Origin of the sequence: Flexithrix dorotheae DSM 6795 (assembly GCF_000379765.1) — a bacterium.
GTDB lineage: Bacteria > Bacteroidota > Bacteroidia > Cytophagales > Flammeovirgaceae > Flexithrix > Flexithrix dorotheae.
Genome location: NZ_KB903432.1, coordinates 184,597 through 203,675 on the forward strand (window position 1 = coordinate 184,597; position 19,079 = coordinate 203,675).

Annotated in this window: 18 protein-coding genes and 1 riboswitch; of the genes, 7 read left to right on the plus strand and 11 right to left on the minus strand. The window is 36.4% G+C overall.

The window, feature by feature from the left end; translation table 11 throughout:
* The first annotated feature begins 23 nt into the window (after positions 1–23).
* Together A3EM_RS0108025 and A3EM_RS0108030 are read left to right on the plus strand one after the other, a co-directional pair.
* A complete protein-coding gene (locus A3EM_RS0108025; protein WP_020527677.1) occupies positions 24–1,202 on the plus strand; it encodes a DUF4249 domain-containing protein in 1,179 nt (392 codons plus the stop codon).
* A 35-nt stretch (positions 1,203–1,237) separates the two neighbouring features.
* The gene (locus tag A3EM_RS0108030) at positions 1,238–3,652 is read left to right on the plus strand and encodes an MG2 domain-containing protein (protein WP_020527678.1); all 2,415 of its coding nucleotides are present in this window, start codon (positions 1,238–1,240) and stop codon (positions 3,650–3,652) included.
* Positions 3,653–3,757: 105 nt separating this feature from the next.
* On the opposite strand, the gene A3EM_RS0108035 is transcribed toward A3EM_RS0108030, so the two are convergent.
* The 10 genes from A3EM_RS0108035 to thiS form a co-directional block, all read right to left on the minus strand.
* The gene (locus A3EM_RS0108035; protein ID WP_020527679.1) at positions 3,758–4,612 is read right to left on the minus strand and encodes an AraC family transcriptional regulator; all 855 of its coding nucleotides are present in this window, start codon (positions 4,610–4,612) and stop codon (positions 3,758–3,760) included.
* Positions 4,613–5,153: 541 nt separating this feature from the next.
* Positions 5,154–5,780 (minus strand): hypothetical protein, encoded by a 627-nt coding sequence (locus A3EM_RS0108045; RefSeq protein WP_020527681.1) that lies wholly within the window; start codon positions 5,778–5,780, stop codon positions 5,154–5,156.
* Between the two features lie 279 nt (positions 5,781–6,059).
* Positions 6,060–6,473, minus strand: coding sequence for an Imm51 family immunity protein (locus tag A3EM_RS0108050; protein ID WP_020527682.1), 414 nt, complete (start codon positions 6,471–6,473; stop codon positions 6,060–6,062).
* Positions 6,474–6,956: 483 nt separating this feature from the next.
* Positions 6,957–8,090 (minus strand): 2-iminoacetate synthase ThiH, encoded by a 1,134-nt coding sequence (gene thiH, locus A3EM_RS0108060; RefSeq protein ID WP_020527684.1) that lies wholly within the window; start codon positions 8,088–8,090, stop codon positions 6,957–6,959.
* Between the two features lie 109 nt (positions 8,091–8,199).
* Positions 8,200–8,961, minus strand: a complete 762-nt coding sequence (locus tag A3EM_RS0108065) for a thiazole synthase (RefSeq protein ID WP_020527685.1) — start codon at positions 8,959–8,961, stop codon at positions 8,200–8,202.
* 1 nt (position 8,962) lies between these two features.
* Positions 8,963–9,586, minus strand: a complete 624-nt coding sequence (locus A3EM_RS0108070) for a thiamine phosphate synthase (RefSeq protein ID WP_044237806.1) — start codon at positions 9,584–9,586, stop codon at positions 8,963–8,965.
* Between the two features lies 1 nt (position 9,587).
* A complete protein-coding gene (locus A3EM_RS0108075; protein WP_020527687.1) occupies positions 9,588–10,358 on the minus strand; it encodes a hydroxymethylpyrimidine/phosphomethylpyrimidine kinase in 771 nt (256 codons plus the stop codon).
* Positions 10,359–10,408: 50 nt separating this feature from the next.
* Positions 10,409–10,885: a hypothetical protein gene (locus A3EM_RS0108080; protein WP_157637786.1), complete on the minus strand. Its 477-nt coding sequence runs from the start codon at positions 10,883–10,885 to the stop codon at positions 10,409–10,411.
* Between the two features lie 180 nt (positions 10,886–11,065).
* Positions 11,066–12,934 carry a phosphomethylpyrimidine synthase ThiC gene (gene thiC, locus A3EM_RS0108085; RefSeq protein WP_020527689.1) on the minus strand — a complete coding sequence of 623 codons (1,869 nt, stop codon included), beginning with the start codon at positions 12,932–12,934 and terminating at the stop codon, positions 11,066–11,068.
* Positions 12,935–13,041: 107 nt separating this feature from the next.
* Positions 13,042–13,242: a sulfur carrier protein ThiS gene (thiS, locus tag A3EM_RS0108090; RefSeq protein ID WP_026210175.1), complete on the minus strand. Its 201-nt coding sequence runs from the start codon at positions 13,240–13,242 to the stop codon at positions 13,042–13,044.
* A gap of 99 nt (positions 13,243–13,341) precedes the next feature.
* Positions 13,342–13,444, minus strand: a riboswitch (TPP riboswitch).
* 127 nt (positions 13,445–13,571) lie between these two features.
* Between thiS and A3EM_RS0108095 the strand changes: the two genes are divergently transcribed.
* Entirely contained in the window at positions 13,572–14,219 is a 648-nt protein-coding gene (locus A3EM_RS0108095; RefSeq protein WP_020527691.1) for a hypothetical protein, read from the plus strand.
* A 21-nt stretch (positions 14,220–14,240) separates the two neighbouring features.
* On the opposite strand, the gene A3EM_RS0108100 is transcribed toward A3EM_RS0108095, so the two are convergent.
* A complete protein-coding gene (locus A3EM_RS0108100; RefSeq protein WP_020527692.1) occupies positions 14,241–14,813 on the minus strand; it encodes an HAD family hydrolase in 573 nt (190 codons plus the stop codon).
* A gap of 97 nt (positions 14,814–14,910) precedes the next feature.
* Here A3EM_RS0108100 and A3EM_RS0108105 point away from each other — a divergent pair, with 97 nt between their 5' ends.
* The 4 genes from A3EM_RS0108105 (at position 14,911) to A3EM_RS0108120 (ending at position 19,058) form a co-directional block, all read left to right on the plus strand.
* On the plus strand, positions 14,911–15,732 hold the full coding sequence (locus A3EM_RS0108105; protein WP_020527693.1) for an alpha/beta hydrolase: 822 nt from the start codon (positions 14,911–14,913) through the stop codon (positions 15,730–15,732).
* Between the two features lie 233 nt (positions 15,733–15,965).
* A complete protein-coding gene (locus A3EM_RS0108110; RefSeq protein WP_020527694.1) occupies positions 15,966–16,613 on the plus strand; it encodes a superoxide dismutase in 648 nt (215 codons plus the stop codon).
* A 345-nt stretch (positions 16,614–16,958) separates the two neighbouring features.
* A complete protein-coding gene (locus A3EM_RS0108115; RefSeq protein WP_245576491.1) occupies positions 16,959–18,476 on the plus strand; it encodes a sulfatase family protein in 1,518 nt (505 codons plus the stop codon).
* A 171-nt stretch (positions 18,477–18,647) separates the two neighbouring features.
* On the plus strand, positions 18,648–19,058 hold the full coding sequence (locus A3EM_RS0108120) for a hypothetical protein (RefSeq protein ID WP_020527696.1): 411 nt from the start codon (positions 18,648–18,650) through the stop codon (positions 19,056–19,058).
* Positions 19,059–19,079: the final 21 nt, after the last annotated feature.

The following is a 19,079-nucleotide window of genomic DNA, read 5'->3' on the forward strand; positions in this document are numbered from 1 at the left end:
ATTAACTTTTAATTTCAATTAAAGTGAAAAGATTTATAATTTATATCAGCATAATCACGGTGGTTGGATTTTACGCCTGCGTGGAACCATTTCACCCGATTTTACAGGATTCTGCTTCTGAGATTCTGGTGGTTGAAGGTTTAATTACTAATGAGGAAGGCCCCTATAGAGTGATTTTTTCCAAAAGCACTAATTTGGAAACTCAGGGAATTGCCTACGTTTCGGGGATAGAAGTTTCAATTGAAGAAGAAAACGGGAACCAGTTTGCATTAACTGAAGTGGAAACAGGAATTTTTGAAACCAATGCGGCTGAATTTAAAGGTACTTCTGGAAAAAGTTACCGGCTGAATTTTTACTATAACGAAGAACAATATCAATCAGATTGGGAAACTTTAGAGGCCTCTCCGGAAATTGACAGTATATATTACAGGAAGGAAATACAAGAAACAACGGATAAGGATGTCAATATTCCTGGTATTCAGTTTTATATAGATACGCATGGAGAGGTAGATGATCCCCGGTATTATCGGTGGGAATGGGAAGAAGCCTGGGAAATTGGGGTGAATTATCCTGCACTTTATGAATACCTTGGTAATGATGAAACCAGGCTTTGGGAGCAACCTAAAAACCTTTGTTATCAGGATGACATTTCTCAAACCATAAATATAAATACTACTCAAAACCTTTCCGAAAATGTCATTTCACAGCATAAAATTCCATTTGTAAGCAATGACTTTGAAAGGCTCTCCAGAAAATACAGCCTTTTGGTGAGACAATATGCTATGGAAGAAGAGGAATATTTGTTTTGGAAAAACCTTCAGGAATCGAATGAGGCTTTAGGAAGTTTGTATGACAGGCAACCTGCCAGGGTAATTGGGAATATAAAAAATTTAACCAATCCCGGGACGCCTGTTTTAGGATATTTTTCAGCTAATGGAGTGATTTCCCAAAGACTTTTTGTACCAAGAAGAGATGTGCCTCATGGAATTGTATCCTCAATGAGATGTGAGTTGGATACAATTATGAAAAGTCCTATTTCGGATGATGAGGTATTTGAAGCTATAGGTTTTGGACAGATCTTCTGGGAATTTCTCTATTCTGAAACCGGACCTGGTGTGGCTGGCTACCTTATGAGTATACCTCAGTGTTCGGATTGCGAAGCGAAAGGAGGTTATTTAGAAAAACCAGATTTTTGGGAATGATTTTGTTTCCCTTTTGAGGCTTACTTAAAGTAAAAATGAAAAAAACAGACTTAATAATATTAAAAATACAAGCGCTTCTTGCAATTGTACTTTCCGGGCTATTGCTTGGTGCGAACACTGCCTTGGCCCAGTCACCCGGTACAATAGATGAATTAATCGATAAATTTGAGAACGGGGTATCCGGGGTTTTTCAGGAAAAAGTTTTTATCCATACGGATAAACCACTATACATGACAGGTGAAACGATGTGGATGAAAGCCTACTGCGTAGATGCCACTACCCATTTCCCTTCTGATTATTCAAAGGTTTTAAATATTGAGATTCTGGATAGTGAGGGAAAAGCTCTGAAACAAACCAGAATTCAATTGAAAGAGGGGATGGGAAAAGGACAATTCTTAATTACACCCGATTTGGGTTCGGGCCCTTACCAATTGCGTGCATATACTTCATGGATGCGGAACTTCGATGCGGATTTTTACTACACCAAAAGCTTTTCTATTGTAAATCCTCCGGTGGCCTTGAAGGAAATCACTTCCCGGAAAAAAAGTAATGAAATATTGATCGATTTTTTTCCAGAGGGGGGATATCTGGTAGAAGGTTTGGAAAGTAAAATTGGCGTGAAAGCCACTGATGGATATGGTAATGGAAAAACTATTACGGGATTTGTACTGGATGATTCTCTGAATATTGTTACTCAGTTTAGCACTTCAGCTTTAGGATTCTCTACATTTAATTTTAAACCGGGAAATGGACAAAATTATACTGTAGTCCTGGATACTTCCCGATCTTCCGCAGAGAAATATGCCCTTCCAAAACCACAGTTATCTGGGTATGTAATGGCTGCAAAACTCCAGGATTCACAGTTAACCCTGGATGTAAAAACCTCTGGAATTGCGGATAACCAAATGTATTTAGTGATTCATTCCAGGGGATTGCTGCTAAAGGCCGATCAGCTGACAAATGTAAAAGGAAGTTTTCCCATGTCAATAAGCACAAAAAATTTCCCGGAGGGCATTCTCACTATAACCCTGCTCAATGGCCGGTTCCAGCCCATTTGTGAAAGACTGGTTTTTAATTATGACGGAGGTTCCGAACCGCTTCAACTTGCTACCGATAAAGATATTTATGCCCATCGGGAAAAGGTGAAATTAAATTTACAGTTGGATACAGAACAGCTCCAGGCTAACAAAGGAGCTTTGTCGATAGCCGTTTACAGGCATTTGGATGAGGAAATAAAAAATAGTGATAATATTATTTCCAGTTTGTTGTTTACCTCGGATTTGAAAGGGGATATTCAAAATCCTGAATATTATTGTGAGGATATCCAGGAGAAAAAAGAGGCGATAAACCTATTACTAATGACTCAGGGCTGGAGGCGTTTTAATTGGGATAATCTATTTGATAGTCAGGAGTTCGAAGTTAAATTTCCACCCGAATTACGTGCTCCAATTATTAGTGGAAAAATTAAGGACCCAAACCCGAATCAGACCAATTTCACGGGGTTTTATGGTAAGTCATCTACGCTTTCCCCACTTATTGTCAATGATGACGGTACATTTCATCAGGAAATTCCCTTCAGAATAACCAATAGCGAAGATATTTTTTTCTGGAGAGAAGGTGATACTTTACAGGTGGATGACATTGACTTAATTTCTTCATTTGATGAGGTTATTCCGGAAGGTTTTTACCTGAAAAATAATATTAAAGAAACATTTAAAGAGGCTCTAGAGCAGGCAAATGCCAACATCCAGATTTCCCAAATCTACCTGGATGAGACGAAAATTAGTGGAGTAAATGGAAATGGTAAAATTAATATTTTACCATTTTATGGCGAGCCTGAAAAGCAATATTACCTGGATAGATACACGCGTTTTGAGGACATGAACGATTTATTTATTGAGTATATAAGAGCTGTACTTGTCAGAAAAAGAAAAAAGGAAAGTAATTTCTATGTAGTAAAAGCGGAAGGCACCTTTCTTTCTCCTGCACTTGCTTTGCTTGATGGGATTCCTATTGAAGATCATGACTATATTCTAACCTTGAGTCCACTAAAAATCGAAAAAATTGATGTAGTGGACAAAACCTATTCTCTGGGAGAAGAAAAATATGAAGGCGTGATCAATTTTATTTCTTACAATGGTGATTTGGGAGGTATTCCCATGCCGGAAAACATTGCAGAAAAAGTATATACAGGTTTGCAATCACCCCGAATTTTCTATAGCCCCGACTATGAGATCTCTGAAAATAAACATACCCCTGATTTCAGGAATCTGTTATACTGGAATCCTGAGGTGATTATAGGAAAATCAGGAGAAGTTAATCTGGAATTCTTCACCGCTGATGATATCGGAAACTATAAAGTGGAGGTAAATGGAATAACGGCCAATGGCCAGCCTTTTTACCAGACCCTGGAATTTTCAGTTGGAGAAAAACTGGCTGCCGATAAGTAAAGAAACATAAAATTTGTTTTCACTCACCTTTATTTTACCCAGGACGATGTGTTTTGGAAAAGAATAGCATCACTTCGCCAGGCAATGAAGTAAACCAGGGAAGTTCTAATCAAGGAATCGTTTTCTGTAAGCTTTAGGACTTACTCCCTTTAATTTAATAAACTGTCGGTTAAAATTTGCCAGCGTATTAAACCCACTTTCGTAGCCAATTTCTGAAACATTGAGCTGGGTTTCCACCAGAAGTCTACAGGAATATCCTATCCTGAAACGGATCACATATTCCATGAATGTACGGTTGGTTTTTCTTTTAAAATACCGACAAAAGGCTTCTTTAGTCATGTTTACCTCCTCCGCAATATCTTCCAGTTTAATCTGGTGCTTAAAATTTTCCATCACATATCTGTAGGCGACATTTATTCTTTTAGCAGATTCAGTCTGGATGGTTGCATTAAATCCCGGGGAAGACAGAATTTTCACAGCTTTGGATTTAGATAGTTTATCCAGAATTTTAATGAGTGTAAGTAGCTTATCGATACCCATCATTTCATGCATTTTTTCCAGTCCGCTTTTGGTATCTCTTCTTAGTTCCTCATCCAAAAATAGAATGCCTCTTTCACTTTTTTTGAGCAGATCAGCTATACTCCTCAATTCTGCAATATTAAAGAACCCATTTCCCAGAAAATTTTCTGAAAATTGAATCACTATGGATTTGGATCGGCCCTGTTTTTCTTTTGGATTGAGCCAGTAATGAGGAAGGTTTGGGCCAATTAACACCAGATCCCCTGGCTCAAATGATTCCAGACTATCACCGACATAGCGTTTACCTTCACTTTCTGAAATAAAAGTCAGTTCAAATTCAGGATGGAAATGCCAGGGTGCATCAAAAAACGGCAAATCTATTTTCCTGTACATAAAGGAATTTTCATTTCCCTTGTCAATTTTTTCTAGAACTGCTTTCATTTTAAGCTAAAATTTTGACTGATTTGTAAAACGCGCAGGGGAATAATGCTAAAATGGAAAAGAAGGAAATATAAGAAATTTTTTCTTTGAAAAGGTTAAAAATTAAAAAAGCCCTACTTACGAAGCAGAGCCTTAGTCTTAAAAATATGAAAATGAAATGTCTTTATATACGCATGATTTTTATTAAAGATTCAATGAAAATTTTAAAATTTGTTAAATTTCAAAGGTTTTTGTTAACTTTTCACTAAAACTTATAGTCCAAAACTACCTTTCAAATCTCCTCAATAAAACCCTTTTATTCTTAAAGAGGAAAAAACGCCTCCGAAGACCCCAATTTTTCCCAATAAATTTTCACTTTATTGGAAAAATACAATTTTTACTTGTTTAATGTATAAAAATGGAATCCCATTATATATGGACTACCTCACTATCAATGAGAAATTAGCCGAAAAGGTTGCCTATATAAATAAAAAGCCTCCAACCATTTTCCAGGCAGGGGGCTTTTGTACAAAATTTTTAAATCGATATCCTTATGGAAAATTTAAGATGGGACTTTTTTCATGGCTTTGATACTGATAAAATATTCAATTGTACCAATAAGTAGTAAAGTATAACCCAGCAACTCTACTCCTTCTTCAGCGGCATCTGCTACACTTTTCAGGAATCCATCCATTACCATTTGCCAGATATCCTGTTCACCAAGCATCGGAGCGAAAACGAAAGAAGTAAAAAATCCACTTACGATTATGCCAAAGCCGGGAAGACTAATGAACTGACCTAGGGCAAAAACTACATTATCTTTGTGTTTTATAAATAAAGCCACCCCAATAATAAAAACCACTAATTCGAATCCTAACCAGGCGTCTGCCATTATTTTTTTGTCTATAAACCAATCGAGTTCTCTTATAAGGATCATCACAATTGTTACATTAAAGAAATTGGTTATAGGGGCAACAGTACTGTTTGATCTGCCGAGGTAATAATGGATTAAAAACATGATCAGTAAAAATAGCAACTGCAGCCACTCGGTAATTGTAGCTTCTTTTATTTCGGCAGGATCGATGGTAAGTGGAGCATCAATAAATAATATTTGGGTAAGGCCAAGAATTACAATTCCATAAATAATGTATCGGATGCCAACTTTAATAATATGATCTAAATTATACATATTTATTTGTTAAAAGTTTATTAAACAAATCGATCGAAAGTGCCAATTCCATACTTTGGGAAAAGGTACCGACCAATTTTAAGGAATTCCTCCTCAATTGTTGTCAATAGTTATTGGATTGTATTGAATCGTTCTCTGAAGTAATAATTAAGCTGATAATGAGATTAAATTCATTACCAAAAAGTTGCGCTGGTCCTCAAAGTTTAATGATAAATAATTTCAATAAAAATTCAAAAATGAGAAGGGCGAATTATTAGTACCGGGTTGATGGAATTGTTTTCAGTATAATAATTTGAAGGCCAATGTCGGGTTAGTAGTCAACGCTATAATGTAATCCAAAAGTCTTCGGAAATAATCTTCTGAAGTTGTCCAGAGTACACAGGTTTCCCACTCTGAATCTCCATTGGTATATTCTTCCAGTTTAGGGTCTTTTTGAATTAAATATTTTCTGATAAGTTCTTCCCAACCATAGCCGCTTATTTCCTGGTTTAATTCACGGAAAATATTGTTAATTTCCTCAAAATGATCATCTGGTTCAAAACTGATTTGGTAATTGGTATAACTTCTATCCCCCTCAAAGCCAAGTGTTATAATAATATTCAAGGGGAAAAATTGATCATCTTCCCAATATTCATCCTTTGATAGAATTTCCATCAGGTTTTCCGGGATGATAAGGTCTTTGGAAGTTTTCATTAATTTGAAATTATTTTAAAAAACCGAAAAGATTGAAAGAAATATCGAAGTGTGATCTTACAACTTTGGTATTTATTAATAGTAAAATAGCTAAAGGAATAAAAAATTCTACTGAAAATACAATAGGATTATAAATATTCAGAACCTTGAAAAGATATCTGAATAGATCAATAAGGTTCAAAACAAACAAATAAGTGTAACTAATTGCTAATAGAAACCAGCCCCATTTTCTATTGGATAAAATCCCCAAGCAAGAAAAGACCTGGAATGAAGAGACAATGATTATCCAATAAATGTCAATCATTTCAGAAGAAAAATAATCGACTGGTAGGTAATTTAGCCCTATAAGTTCTGGTTGATTGAAATAGTAAAAATAAATACCATAAATAGTATTTAATAGGGCAATAAAAATTAAAATTACACAGACAATCCGAAGAATTGTTAACCAAGGAATTTTATGTTCCATTTTTTAGTTGTCAAACATTAAATCGCCCGTTCAAATTTATCATAAGCCAAATCCCAGTCTTTCCAAACCACTTCATAGCCCTGATTTCGAATCATTTGGGCAATTTCCTCCGGGCTTCTTTCATCGGAAATTTCAAATTGTTCCAGCGATTCCTGTTCCACAGAATATCCACCTGGATTTGTTTTAGAGCCAGCACTAATAGAAGTGATGCCCAGTTTTATCACATTATTTCTGAATTTTTCGGTTTCTCTGGTGGAAAGCGATAATTCTACTTCTTCATCAAAAATTCTATAGGCACAAATTAACTGAACTAATTCCCGGTCATTCATTTCCACTTTTGGAGGTAAGCCTCCTGAGAAGGGACGCAACCTTGGAAAACTAATGGAATATTTGGTCTGCCAGTAATTTCTTTCCAGATAATCGAGATGTAAGGCGGTGAAAAAACAGTCGGTTCTCCAGTCTTCCAGTCCAATTAAAACACCTAATCCAATTTTATGGATGCCTGCTCTTCCCAACCTGTCAGGTGTTTCAAGTCGATAATAAAAATTGGATTTCTTCCCTTTCGGATGGTGTTTTTTATAATCTTCCTGATGGTAAGTTTCCTGATAAACCAATACGGTATTCAAACCAGAAGGAATTAAAGTTTCATAGTCCGGTTGGTCTAGTGGCTGCACTTCCATGGAGATGTGGGAGAAATGAGGCCTAATAAGTTCAATAGCATGTTTGAGATAATCTACACCAACAGTTTTATTTGCTTCACCAGTTACAAGCAGGATATGGTCATATCCCATTTTTTTGATCACTTCAACTTCTCTAAGAATCTGTGTATCGGTCAGTGTCGTCCTTCTGATTTTATTATCCAGACTAAACCCACAATAAGTACAAATATTCTGGCACTCATTGGAAAGGTACATGGGGACATACATTTGGATAGTTTTTCCAAACCTTTTTTGAGTGAGCTGGTGGCTCAATCTGGCCATATCTTCCAGGTAAGGAGCTGCAGCCGGGGAAATTAAAGCTTTGAAATCTTCTAAATCCCTGTTGCCATTTTTATGCAAGGCAATTTCAACATCCACAGCGGTTTTGTCATAAATGCTGGCCTTTACATCGTCCCAGTTATGTTGATCAAAAATATCCCGAAAATCCTTCATTTGTTAATTTATCATCAAGTGTCTTTATAAATAAAACCCTGTTTGTATCTAGCATGAAATCTTAGAAATTGGATTCTAATCCTAATTACCAATCCCAAATCCCTATTTTCTAATCCAAAAAAGCCGTAAAAGGGCTACTCGCTTCAGCGTGTTTGGTTTGCTTTGCCAGTCTGGCCTCATAGGCCATTCTGCCGGATTCCACTGCCAATTTAAAGGCTTTTGCCATTTGAACCGGATTTGGGGAAACAGCTATTGCGGTGTTCACCAAAACGGCATCGGCTCCAATTTCCATAGCATAAGCAGCATGTGATGGCGCACCAATTCCCGCGTCAACTACCACAGGCAAATTACTTTGCTCTATTATAATTTCAAGAAAATCAAGGGTTTTGAGCCCCTTGTTACTGCCAATAGGAGCACCCAAAGGCATGACGGCAGCAGCTCCTGCTTCTTCCAGTCTTTTACATAAAACAGGATCGGCATGGATATAAGGTAAAACTATAAAACCTTTTTTAGCCAGTTCTTCAGTGGCCTGAAGTGTTTCAATCGGATCGGGCATTAAGTATTTTGGGTCCGGATGAATTTCCAGTTTTACCCAATTGGTATTCAATGCTTCTCTGGCAAGCTCAGCGGCAAAAACTGCTTCTCTAGCTGTTCTTACTCCGGAAGTATTGGGCAATAAATTGAATTGAGGATGAGTAACATGATTCAACATATTATCTTCCTTATTTTGAATATCCACCCTTTTCAGGGCAACCGTAACGAGTTCACTTCCTGAGGCAATTAAAGCTTCTTCCATTAGGACGTTTGAACTAAATTTCCCGGTTCCGGTGAATAACCTGGAGTTAAAATTTTTATCTGCAATTGTTAGCATTTCAAATTAATTTTTTTGTTAATTCCTGGGTAGTGGCAACGGGATTTTCTGACAAATTAATTACAGAGGAAACCGCTACACCATGTACACCAGTTCCCAAAAGACTTTTGATGTCATCTGGTTTTATACCTCCAATGGCAATTATGGGAATATCAATTCCCAAAGATTTACATTGATTGGTTATTTCCTTAAACCCTTCCAATCCTAAAATAGGACTGAGATTTTCCTTTGTTTTGGTAAATCTAAAAGGACCAAGTCCGATATAATCTACCTTGAATCTCGCTAGTTTTTCAATGTCTTCCAGGGTATTGGCAGTGCCTCCAATAATCATATCATTCCCTAAAAACAATCTGGCTTTTTCCGGGTTTTCATCTGTTTTTCCCAAATGAACACCATCCGCACCAATTTTTTTGGCAATAGCTACATGATCATTTATAATGAGTCTGGCTTTGTACTTTTTACAAACTTCCTGAGTTTCCAAAGCCCATTTCTCTATAATTTCTTCAGGCTGATTTTTTACCCGGAGTTGCACCCAGTCTGCTCCTCCTTTACAAGCCTGTTCAGCCAATACAGCATGAGATTTTCCCGAAATGGTATCTGTGATATAATGAAGTTTTGCGACCATATTAATTATTTGATTGATGCCAGCCCAATAAACCTTCATCACTTTCCATATAATGTAAGGTATAAGTCTTGGCCTTTGTACAGGCAGCGATTAAATCCATTCCTTTTGCCAGATTGGAGGCTATGGCAGCTGATAACACACAACCCGAGCCATGCTTTTCAGGGACATCTACTTTTTCGGCTGGAAACTGAGTTAGTTTTCCTTCCTCCACCAAGAAATCCAGCCCTTTATTTTCCGGATTATGTCCTCCTTTTAAATACACTTTACAGGCTAAAGAAAACATTTCGGTGGCATCTATTGTTGCTTGTCCTGCTGAAATCAATTCCATTTCCTTCCAATTGGGAGTGAACAGAAATACAGATTTACATATTTCAAATACTTCTTTATGGGAAACACCATTCTGGAAATCAAATCCTGCACTGGCTTTAATAATTGGGTCCCAGATGATTTTAGCTCCTGGCTGATACTTATTGATCAGGGAAATCAATTTTTCCATGTTTGTAAACTGGATCAGCCCAATTTTAACCACAGGAAACTGATGCTGCCTGGCCAAAACACCAATCTGTTTTTCCACTTTATCCATATCTACCCAATCAACCCCTTCAAGTTCAGATTCATTTTGGAAAGTTAATGCTGTACATACCCCAAAACCTCCAACCTTATGGGCTTCGAAAGTTTTGATGTCTGCCAATAATCCGGCTCCTCCACAGGGATCAAATCCGGCAATAGAAAGTACATTATCCATAATTTTTGAATCTAAATTAAATATCATGCATAGCGATATTTTTTGAACATTATGCACTTTAATATTTGCTAAAAGTTTTATTTCTTCTTATCCAGCTGCTTTTTCGTTTTATCCCAATAGGTTTGACAAATAGAATCAAGCTGTTTAATTGTCATCTGGGTTTTAATATGATCAAACAAATCAAAGTCATTCGCTGAAATCATTAATCTCCCTCCACAATAATCCAAATTGAGATCATGTTGGTTGCAAGTTATTAAGACGAAATTATCTTTTAACTCAGCGGATAAAATTTCTAAACCCACCTTTAAGTATTCATCATAGCTATTAAAATCAATCTTCTCTAAATCAATTGGATTCATCCACGGATCAAATTCTAATTTATTTATTCCAATTAAATCAATATAGAAGTTTTCAAAATCAGGATTTATCAATTCTGCCAAAAAATTGCATTGAATGGTCAAGGTTAATTTATTAAAATCACCTTTACAATCAACAATCCTTGCGTCATGTAAGATTGAAAAAATATCACAAATGTCATTTTGAATTATGCTCAATTTTAATTATCTGCTTTTGAACCATTCTTTCACCGCCAGTCTTCGGAAAGTTGCAAACTTTCCTTTAATTAAAAGGCTTAAGTAATCGCTTCGCTTGATACTAAAGCCATGCTTTTTTGATTTTTCACTAGCGAAGGAATTAATTTCCTCGCTAGTGAAAAATAGCCTAACCCTTAATTATTAAGAATAAATCTGACTCCCTTTTTCTACAAATTCTTCAGATTTCTTATTCATTCCTTCTTCCAATGCCTTTTCAGCTGAAATTCCTTGCTCTTCGGCATAATCACGCACATCCTGAGTAATTTTCATAGAACAGAAATTCGGTCCACACATAGAACAGAAATGCGCTACTTTAGCACCTTCAGCGGGAAGTGTTTCATCATGGTATTCCCTGGCTGTATCCGGATCGAGTGACAAGTTGAACTGGTCATTCCAACGGAATTCAAATCTTGCTTTACTCAATACATTATCCCTGTATTGTGCGCCCGGATGGCCTTTGGCTAAATCTGCAGCGTGGGCGGCAATTTTATAAGTAATTACCCCGTCTTTTACGTCTTTTTTGTTAGGCAAACCTAAGTGTTCCTTTGGAGTAACATAACACAACATGGCAGTACCAAACCAGCCAATCATAGCAGCTCCAATACCCGAAGTAATATGATCATAACCTGGAGCGATATCCGTAGTCAATGGGCCTAAAGTATAGAAAGGAGCCTCCTGACATTCTTTCAATTGTTTGTCCATGTTTTCCTTAATCATGTGCATTGGCACGTGACCAGGGCCTTCAATCATAGTCTGTACATCGTGTTTCCAGGCAATTTTTGTCAATTCTCCCAATGTTTCCAATTCTGCGAATTGAGCGGCATCATTGGCATCAGCCAGAGAACCAGGTCTCAAACCATCACCTAATGAGAATGCTACATCATAGGCTTTCATAATTTCGCAAATTTCCTCAAAGTGAGTGTATAGGAAACTCTCCTTATGATGGGCCAGGCACCATTTGGCCATAATTGAACCACCTCTTGAAACAATTCCGGTAACTCTGTTTGCAGTTAGAGGAACATATCTTAAAAGGACTCCGGCATGGATAGTAAAATAATCCACTCCCTGCTCAGCCTGCTCAATTAAAGTATCTTTAAAAATTTCCCAGGTTAAGTCTTCCGCTTTACCATTTACTTTTTCCAAAGCCTGATAAATTGGAACTGTTCCAATAGGCACCGGAGAATTTCTGATAATCCATTCCCGGGTTTCATGGATATTTTTTCCTGTAGATAAATCCATGATATTATCGGCACCCCACCTGCAGGCCCATACTGCTTTTTCTACTTCTTCTTCAATACTTGAAGTAGTAGCAGAGTTTCCGATATTGGCATTGATCTTCACCAAAAAGTTTCGGCCAATAATCATCGGCTCAGATTCCGGGTGGTTGATATTACTTGGAATAATTGCCCTTCCGGCTGCTACTTCATCCCTTACAAATTCAGGAGTGATTTTTCCTTTTGGTGTATTGGCTCCAAAGCTTTCTCCCGGATGTTGTTTGGCCAGTTCCTTGTTGGCTTCTTCAATTTTTTGGTTTTCCCTAATGGCAATGTATTCCATTTCAGGGGTAATGATTCCCTTTTTTGCATAATGCATTTGGGAAACATTCATGCCTGGTTTTGCTCTCAAAGGCTTTTTCAAATGTTCAAACCTCAGGTGGTCCAGTTTGGGATCGTTTAGTCTTTCCTGGCCATATTTTGAGGTAATTTCAGGCAATTGCTCTACATCTCCTCTATCCAGAATCCACTGCTCTCTTAGTTTTCTCAAGCCTTTTTTTACATCAATTTCCACATTTTCATCGGTGTATGGTCCACTGGTATCATACACGGTGATTGGAGCATTTTTCTCTACTTTTCCGGCACTGCCATTAAATTTATGGACAGTGTCTTCAAGGGAAATTTCCCTCATAGCCACTTCAATATTGTGAATTTTTCCTTTTACATAAACCTTTCTTGAGGCAGGAAAAGGGGTTCTGGTGATGACGCTTTGGGATGGAATTCTGTCTTTACGCATAGTAGTTTTGATCAAAATTTATAAAAAGTTGAAATGCCTTTGCTATCCTGGTTTTTAGCCGGAAAATAGTTTTGGCAAATTAAAATAAGGTTAAACAGACCAGATCGTCAACCGCCCTGAGTGGCAGTAATGACTAGCAACTGGTCGTTTTCATGAAGCTGCTGAGTGTTCCAGTTATTTTTGGGAATCACTTCATTGTTGATGGCAATGGCGGTTCCTTTTAAGGGTAAATCCAATTGTTTAATCAGATTTTCCAAAATCGGATGTCCATCAAGGTTAACAGATTCATTGTTTACAAAAACTTTCATATTTAATTCATAAAAGATGCATTCCTCAAAATCCAAATAAAATTAGATTTGAAAAAAAATTAAATGAATAAAAACTTTAGGAGAGCGAGCAAACGAATTGTATTTCATATTACTTTTCCCTACGGTAGTGCTAACTACATCAGGTTCAAAGGGTAAGCTCTCAGTTTCGCCCAAATTAGGTGAAACACCCCCAAAGCATTCGATACAAATATAGTGTTAATATTGGTAAATCACAGGATTGGAGGAAGTAAAAGTGATACTGCCTGGATTGTATCTTTTCTACTTTAGCCAATTATACAAAAAGAGGCTATAGTAATTTAAAAAGTTAAATGAGGAAAAAAAAAAGACAAAAAGGTACACAATCCAAAAGAAAAAAATACCACGTTTTATTTAACCAACTTTCAATTTTCTCCACCTTTATATTGGTGATTTTGTGCTGGATTTTTAATTCTATTAATACCATTAATTCATCTTGGTTTTTACCTAAAGAAGGGTTTAGAACGGAAGTTTGGGATACCTTAAGAGTGATGAAATACTATGATGGAATTACTTGTAGTGGGGTTGGGGATGGAGCTGAACAACCGTCTCAATGGGATAGGTATTTATGGTTAAACGATTATGCTGAAGAGGATGAGTTGTTAAAAATGATGGATTTAGAAGATGGAAATTTAAACGGATTCGCTTTTAAAATATTGATGAATCGAAATTTTGAAGGTATCACACAATTATTAAAAGATCTCCCTCAATATGAAGGGAAAATGGTTTATGAAGAATGTGGCTGTTCGGGAGAAAGTTATAGACTTACTGATTATATGATAGGGAAATTGCTATGGATTAGAATTTATGATGAAAACAAAAAACTTATTCAACCTAATTCAGAACAAATTGAAATAATCAGCGAATTTTGGGGTAAAGCTAGGGTTGAGGAGGCACTAAACTCTCCAATGGTTTTAAGAGTAGGTAATTATTACCATTAGCCAAAAAATAGGAAAAATGATTTAAATTTCAGATCGCCAAAACCTTTTTTCAATATTCCGAACATTACTCACAGCCTTAAACTTCAATAAATATTTTTGAAGTAATAATAATTCTTTATCATTCTTATATCCTTCAAACGGAATTGGATAAATGGCATTTCCATAGTTTTGAATACATTTATGTGGAGAGTCATCAATAATCAAAATTGTTTCAAGAGGAATTTTGAATTGTTTTTTGACTTTGGAGAGTTGTTTTACATAGTTGTAATGCTCATAGTAATCCAGATAGCCTGAATCATCCACTTTTGAGTAATCAAGTTTGAAAGTGCATTTTTCTCTTCCCCAAATAAACTCCAAAGGATAATCTGATGGAAAGATAATTTTAGAAATTGCTTCTACATAATCATCCGAAGCGGATGACCAAACAGCAACTTTAAAATGATCTTTTAAAAAAAACAGAAAATCACTTAAAAATGGTCTTTTATAAACTTTAAAGTCAAATAATTCAAAATCCCAGTTCTCATGAGGAGGATTTCTTGTTGAATGAACCAATGTCTCGTCAATATCTAATATCACTAATTTTAGATTATTCAATTTTGATTTAGTTAAAATTTTGAATAATTATCCTGAAAATTAATTATTATCGAACTTAACAACTAAGTTTCAATTTCTGTCCTCTAATCTAAAACTAATGAAACAACTTATATTTTTTAGTCTGTTATTCCTTTCCTATTCGAACCTCCTAGCGCAGGAAGCTGAATATGCAACCAAAACCAATATTCCTTATTACACTTCAGATGAAGTTGCTGGCGATGCTTATAAAAAAGAAAGATGTGTACTTGACCTTTATTACCCTACCAATAAATCAGATTTTGCCACAATTGTCTGGTTTCATGGAGGGGGAATTACAGCTGGAGAAAAAGAACTGCCAGATGCACTGAAGGAAAAAGGAATCGCTATTATTGGGGTGAACTATCGCTTAAATCCAAAAGTAAAATCTCCAGCTTATATAGAAGATGCAGCTGCTGCGATTGCCTGGGCTTTTAAAAAAATAAAGGAATACGGAGGAAGTTCGGAATTGATATTTGTTTCAGGACATTCTGCAGGAGGCTATCTGGCTAGCATGGTAGGTATGGATAAAAAATATTTGGAAAAGCATGGAATTGATGCCAATGATATCGCGGGTTTAATTCCTTTCAGCGGACATACCATCACCCATTTTACCATTCGTAAGGAAAGAGGAATTCCCGGAACTCAGCCCATAATTGACGAATTTGCACCACTTTACCATGTAAAAAAGGATGCTCCACCTATTGTATTAATTACAGGGGATCGGGAATTGGAATTACTCGGAAGGTATGAAGAAAATGCGTATTTCTACCGAATGATGAAAGTTGCCGGCCATGAGGACATCAAAATCTATGAAATGGATGGATATGGACATGGAATGACTTACCCAGCATTTCCAATCCTGATTAGGGAAGTTGAAAACATTGCAAAGAATAAAGATTAGTTTAAGGAATATTGTAGAATTCAATTCTCATTTATGAGGCTGATGTTCTACATCATTAATCCACTTTTTCCTTTTGAACACCAATATTCACCTGAGATAGGGAGATATAATGTCTTTTTAGATTTTACGGTTTAATGAAATGGGTATGGTAAGGTTTTTTCGGCTTTTGGAAGTATAAACTACAGACAAAATCAAAATAAACCAATTTTTTTAATTTAAATCATACATTAACCATGCAAACTACAGAATTATCCAATAAACTGTTTGAACTTCCGGAACTTCAATATACCACGAATAGTCTGGAACCTTTCATTAACCAGGATACCATGGACGTACACTATGGAAAACACCACAGAGGTTATGTTGAAAAATTTAACAATGCCTTAGCAGGGAAAACCATTGAGGTCAGTCCATTTGTAGATATTCTGAGTAATGTTTCCAAATATGGAGATGCGGTGAGAAACAATGGGGGAGGCCATTATAACCACTCCCTATTTTGGAGTATCATGTCGCCTGATGGTGGAGGAAAACCAAGAGGAAACTTTGCTAATTTGATTAATGATACCTTTGGTTCTTTTGAAAACTTCAAAAATGAATTTAAGGAAGAGGCCATGAGTAGATTTGGATCAGGTTGGGTTTGGCTGGTCGTAAATGATGACCAGCTTAAAATTGGGTCAACTCCCAATCAGGATAATCCGGTGATGGATGTTGCTGAATTCAGAGGTGTACCTATTTTAGGTCTTGACCTTTGGGAACATGCCTACTATTTAAAATATCAGAATAAGAGGGGAGATTATGTGGATGCCTTTTGGGATGTGGTAAACTGGCCGGAAGTAGAAAGAAGATATGAGGCTGCAATCACAGAACAGGTGATGATCTAATATTGAAGTTTTAAAGATTTACTGTTTGGGAAAAACTAATTTTAACACACTATAATGATTAGTGCTGAATCCCATTAGTTTAAAGAAAAACTAAATCTGATGAACATAGGAGTCTGTCATGAAAAGTGACAGGCTTTTTTTGTGCTTTCCCTCCTGAATAATTAACCAAGGCAAATTAATAGGGTTAAAAATTCCCTATTCTGACATTCCTGTATAATTTTAAGCAGATAATAATTTTGTGATTTGTGCTGGTATCTTTTTAAGAATTATTTTGCTCTTAATCAATGAATTACAGCAAGTGTTCTTAAAATAAAATTGTTAACAATTTAAAAAAACCTCTCTAAAATGATGAAAATGAAAATGCTGCCTTTCCTTCTTTTATTTTTTACATTATTCTCCTGTAAAGATGAAAAAGAAACTACTCAACAAAATACTCCAAAACCAAATATTATATTTATCCTGGCTGATGATTTGGGTTACGGAGATGTGAGTGCCCTAAACAAAGATTCCAAAATTCCTACACCCAATATGGATCAGTTAGCCAATGAGGGAATGGTGTTTACGGATGCCCATTCCAACTCTTCAGTTTGTACGCCAACCAGATATGGCGTTTTAACGGGAGAATATGCCTGGAGAAGCCGGATAAAACAAGGTGTGCTATTAGGATATAGTCCTTCTTTGATCGAGGAAGATCAGGAAACGATTGCCAAATATTTAAAAAAATCGGGGTATAAAACCGCTTGTATTGGGAAATGGCATTTGGGAATTGACTGGAAACTTAAAAATGGAAATTATCACGAAGGGAAAAAGGGGGAATTATTTACCAGGCAGCTGGTTGCTTTTAAGGATGCGGATGCCATCGCTTTTTCCGAAGAAGCCAAAGGAGGGCCTAAGAGAGCCGGTTTTGATTATTCCTACATTTTGCCAGCCTCGCTGGATTTCCAGCCCTATTGTTATCTGGAAAATAACGTAACTGTGGAAGCTCCCACAGACAGTACTGCAGGCAATGACATGGATACCGGATATACCGGAGCTTTCTGGAGACCAGGGAGAAAAGCTCCTTCTTTCGAGTTCGATCAGGTATTACCCACATTTACTCAAAAGGCAGTGGATTTTATAGACGAAAACAAAAAAGGGGAAAACCCATTCTTTTTATACTTACCCTTAAATGCTCCACATACACCCTGGGTACCCACCGAATCTTTTAATGGAAAATCTCAGGCTGGTCAATATGGTGATTTTGTAAATATGGTAGATGATGTGGTGGGCCAGATATTGGCGAAAGTAAAAGAAGCTGGTTTAGAAGAAAATACCATGATCGTATTTACCAGTGATAACGGAGCTTATTGGAAACCTGAATTTATTGAAGAATTTGATCACCGGTCCAATTATAATTTCAGAGGAATGAAAGCAGATATTTATGATGGTGGACATCATATTCCTTTTATGGTGAAATATCCTGGAAAAGTAAAGGCTGGAAGCAAAAGTGCCCAGACAATATGTCTTACTGACTTTTTTGCCACTTGTCAGGATTTGTTAAATAATACAAATTCCCGTCCAAGAGATAGTTTTAGTCTTTGGCCAATACTGAATGGAAAATCAACCAGTATAGACCGGGCACCAGTGGTACACCATTCGGGAGGTGGAAAATTTGCCATTCGTGATGGAGTTTGGAAAATGATAGAAGGCATGGGTTCAGGTGGATTTACTGAGCCGGTTTTTCCCCCATATAATCCGGATGATCCCAAAGGACAATTGTACAATTTGCAGGAAGATATTGCAGAAACCAATAACCTTTATAATGACCACCCGGAAATAGTTTCAGACCTGGAATCAAAACTAAATCAACTAAAAACACAATAAATTCCCCAAATTTCAAAATTCCTTAATCTCAGAATAAAATACCGGAATAGTAATTGATTAGTTTGAATAACATTAATTAGCTATTATAGTTATCTTTAATAAATATGGCTATAGTAGTTATATTTTTTGAAACACAGCAAAAATAAACACAGGCACACTAATTATTATATTATGAAATTCAGAGACCTAATGGAACTGGAAAGTTTGGATTTGGATGAGATTAATGAGGAAAAACAAGAAAGTAGGGTAATTCCCACAAACACAAATCTGACAAGGTTAGCGAATCAATTACTTGAAGAAGTTGGAACTTTCGTGCAAAAAGAGGAAGAAATGGGGGAAGCGGAATACGCACTAAAGCGTTTGCATGGCATATTCCAAAAGCATAGAATTCAGGTAAATTCACTTGTTACTTATACTGAGCTTACTAAAGTGGGTGCGTTTCAACCTGAGGTTGAATCAGAAGATTCCACCGCTTTAATCTCAGAAAACATCAAAGAAATCATTGAAAACCATATTTCCTTCTGGGATGAAGATGCTTTATTGGTTTTGAGGGAAACGCTGATGTATTTCGAATCGCTATAATTTTAGGTAAGAAAAAAGCTA

Bases quoted from the DNA above. Each gene is read 5' to 3' on its own strand.
- thiH (WP_020527684.1), bottom strand. From the start codon at position 8,090: ATGAAGGATTTTCGGGATATTTTTGATCAACATAACTGGGACGATGTA.
- A3EM_RS0108065 (WP_020527685.1), bottom strand. From the start codon at position 8,961: ATGCTAACAATTGCAGATAAAAATTTTAACTCCAGGTTATTCACCGGA.
- A3EM_RS0108075 (WP_020527687.1), bottom strand. From the start codon at position 10,358: ATGATATTTAATTTAGATTCAAAAATTATGGATAATGTACTTTCTATT.
- A3EM_RS0108070 (WP_044237806.1), bottom strand. From the start codon at position 9,586: ATGGTCGCAAAACTTCATTATATCACAGATACCATTTCGGGAAAATCT.
- thiC (WP_020527689.1), bottom strand. From the start codon at position 12,934: ATGCGTAAAGACAGAATTCCATCCCAAAGCGTCATCACCAGAACCCCT.
- A3EM_RS0108035 (WP_020527679.1), bottom strand. From the start codon at position 4,612: ATGAAAGCAGTTCTAGAAAAAATTGACAAGGGAAATGAAAATTCCTTT.
- A3EM_RS0108105 (WP_020527693.1), top strand. From the start codon at position 14,911: ATGAAACAACTTATATTTTTTAGTCTGTTATTCCTTTCCTATTCGAAC.
- A3EM_RS0108030 (WP_020527678.1), top strand. From the start codon at position 1,238: ATGAAAAAAACAGACTTAATAATATTAAAAATACAAGCGCTTCTTGCA.
- thiS (WP_026210175.1), bottom strand. From the start codon at position 13,242: ATGAAAGTTTTTGTAAACAATGAATCTGTTAACCTTGATGGACATCCG.
- A3EM_RS0108115 (WP_245576491.1), top strand. From the start codon at position 16,959: ATGATGAAAATGAAAATGCTGCCTTTCCTTCTTTTATTTTTTACATTA.
- A3EM_RS0108110 (WP_020527694.1), top strand. From the start codon at position 15,966: ATGCAAACTACAGAATTATCCAATAAACTGTTTGAACTTCCGGAACTT.
- A3EM_RS0108045 (WP_020527681.1), bottom strand. From the start codon at position 5,780: ATGTATAATTTAGATCATATTATTAAAGTTGGCATCCGATACATTATT.
- A3EM_RS0108050 (WP_020527682.1), bottom strand. From the start codon at position 6,473: ATGAAAACTTCCAAAGACCTTATCATCCCGGAAAACCTGATGGAAATT.
- A3EM_RS0108120 (WP_020527696.1), top strand. From the start codon at position 18,648: ATGAAATTCAGAGACCTAATGGAACTGGAAAGTTTGGATTTGGATGAG.
- A3EM_RS0108095 (WP_020527691.1), top strand. From the start codon at position 13,572: ATGAGGAAAAAAAAAAGACAAAAAGGTACACAATCCAAAAGAAAAAAA.